The organism is Okeania sp. SIO2B9 (genome assembly GCF_010672505.1).
Taxonomy (GTDB): Bacteria; Cyanobacteriota; Cyanobacteriia; order Cyanobacteriales; family Microcoleaceae; genus Okeania; species Okeania hirsuta.
On sequence record NZ_JAAHGK010001201.1, the window covers coordinates 1 to 2,347 of the forward strand.

Consider the following 2,347-nt stretch of genomic DNA (forward strand, 5'->3'; position numbering starts at 1 on the left):
TCTTCCAACTAAAAGTATTAGGGCCAACTGCGAGTAAAGTTGAGTAAAGCATTTTTTCTTTTCCTTAATTATATGTAGTCAATCAAAAACCTAAGTGGCATCTTTATACCAGAAAATACAATTATTTTCTCTTCTAGAGTAACTTAGTAATAATTCTTTACAAATCCAGCTTTAGATTTAAGAGGACTCTTACAGAAATTGGGAGTAGGAAACAGTGGAAGGTATCAATAGAGTTTTTGTGATGAAAAAAAATGACTATAGGCATTTCAAAATTTATGGGGTAAACCATAAGCTAGGTGATTTTATTTTATCTGGTTAATTATTGATGAAAAATATTTAAAAGTTAATAAATAGGTGATTTTATTTTTAATAAAAATATAATTAGGGTTTGCTGAAAAAAGTCTTTTTGCTGGGGTAGGAGACAGGAGACAGGAGACAGGAGACAACCCACCCCTAACCCCTCCCAGGAGGGGAGAAATGGGAATTTAGAGGAGATAGGAGCTAAGTTTTGTCCCTTGATTTTTCTGCCCAACTATGAGCCTAAAATACTAACTTTTTGAGCGTGAAGAGCTGAAAACCAGGCACTTTTTAAAGGCCCCAAAAAGGCTAAAACCTTTATCTGTAAATACTTTTAGATTTAATCAGCAAGCCCTAATTACTATAAGAACTGATTTGTAAACTGAGCTGAAATCCCTTTCTAGCATGGGTTTTTCAAAAGTTATGCCCTTGGGGCTTAGATAGTATCAAACCCTTAAAATGTAAAGTATCTATCCTCTTAATATTTACTTTATAAATCAGCTCTAAGAGCAATTGGATAAAATTTTAAATATCAAATTCTTCAGAGGCAAATACATAATTGAAGAAAACATCGCCTCCTTCAGTTTGAAAAAATTCCAGAATAGTTGCATCAAAGGTTTTTTGGTCTTCAAAAATCAACCCATCCAAATCAAAATCTCCAGGCAATTCATTGTCGGTAGTTTTCTTATCTGAATCATTAGGACCTTTAGCATCGGTAGCTGCACCTGTAGTCAGAATAATACCACTATCTATGCTAATACCAGATGATAATCCATTGGTGAAAATTCCAGAAGCACCAGAAGCACCTCAGCTGCTAAAATTACACTTTCTGTAACTTGTTTTTGTTTAAGAAAATCATGTTGTATTTTCCCCAAATAAATCAAGAGAGTTGCTTTTGCTTTCACCAATTCTTGGAACTTTTGAGAATAGCGTTAGATGAATTATTAATTTAACAATCTTTGATGTATACCATGTCCAGATAATTAAGTATAATAAAAATGTTCTATTGAAGCGATCTTGAATGAATATCCCAAATTTCTGCTTCGTTTACAGTGTTAGATATTGAATTTACATCTACGACCTATGACCTACTACCTACTACCTACCATCTAAGAACTTTATTATCACTAATTAAACGGACATGATATTACTTGTTTCCTTGATACTGCATAATTATTACGGGAAGTTTGAAGATTTTTCTAGCTAATTGAGATATACCAAATTTGAACTTTAGAGATTGAGGTAATTCGGTTAAAGAAATAGGTACAAAACCAAAACGACTGTAAAAAGATTCTAATTTTTTCCCCAGACATTCTAGATATAAAGGTTTAGTTGATTGTTGAATCAGATGTTTGGTTAGTATTGTTCCTAAACCACATTTTTGCCAAGATTTGATAACGACTAAACTACCTAACTCTTCTGCATCTTCAAAATTACGCAACTGCCCACAAGCTACTAATTTTTCTTCACATTCAATTACCCAAAATTGTTGCCAAATTAATTGAGTTGGGTCAAGTTTAGCAGTTAAAACTACTTGACGAATAGACCAAATATCTTTGGCAGATGCAGGTCTAAGAGTACAAGAATTTGGCAATAATATTTCTGTCATTTTCACCTCTTTTGATAGCTGATTTATTTGTTGATGATGATTATTCCAGATTGTAACCTTCAGTCAGTTGAGATAAATGCTTTAAAATTTGAAAAACTTGATGCAGATCGTTTCCAGGATTAAGAATATCAAAAAGTCGAGATACAGAATATTGTAAATTATCTCCCTTCATTAGTTTAATAAATCTGAAATTACTGCCATTTATCAATAATCCAAATGTAGGTACTTTTGGAGTCAGATTAGTTAACATATAAAATAATAGTTGAGGCCATGCTACTTCTAGAGAATATTGTGACAGTTTAGCTTCAATAGCAACTACCCAAAAATATTCTTTTAAGACCAAAATATCTATACTTCTCCTAACAATTTGATCCTCATCTTCTATAGCAGAAGTAAGAAGGAAGAAGTAAGAAGGAAGAAGGGGTTTAGTTATCTAGGATA

General features: G+C 32.4%; 2 protein-coding genes and 1 pseudogene. All 3 read right to left on the reverse strand.

Translation table 11 applies throughout. The features are described from left to right. Positions 1–831: 831 nt before the first annotated feature. A pseudogene (locus tag F6K13_RS28910) lies at positions 832–1,104 on the reverse strand (choice-of-anchor L domain-containing protein); the annotation flags it as partial. Between the two features lie 340 nt (positions 1,105–1,444). Next, on the reverse strand, positions 1,445–1,906 hold the full coding sequence (locus F6K13_RS28915; RefSeq protein WP_124146236.1) for a GNAT family N-acetyltransferase: 462 nt from the start codon (positions 1,904–1,906) through the stop codon (positions 1,445–1,447). A gap of 40 nt (positions 1,907–1,946) precedes the next feature. Then, positions 1,947–2,249, reverse strand: a complete 303-nt coding sequence (locus F6K13_RS28920) for a hypothetical protein (protein ID WP_124146235.1) — start codon at positions 2,247–2,249, stop codon at positions 1,947–1,949. Positions 2,250–2,347 lie beyond the last annotated feature (98 nt).

Coding starts and splice junctions, on each gene's coding strand:
- F6K13_RS28915 (WP_124146236.1), bottom strand. CDS start 1,906: ATGACAGAAATATTATTGCCAAATTCTTGTACTCTTAGACCTGCATCT.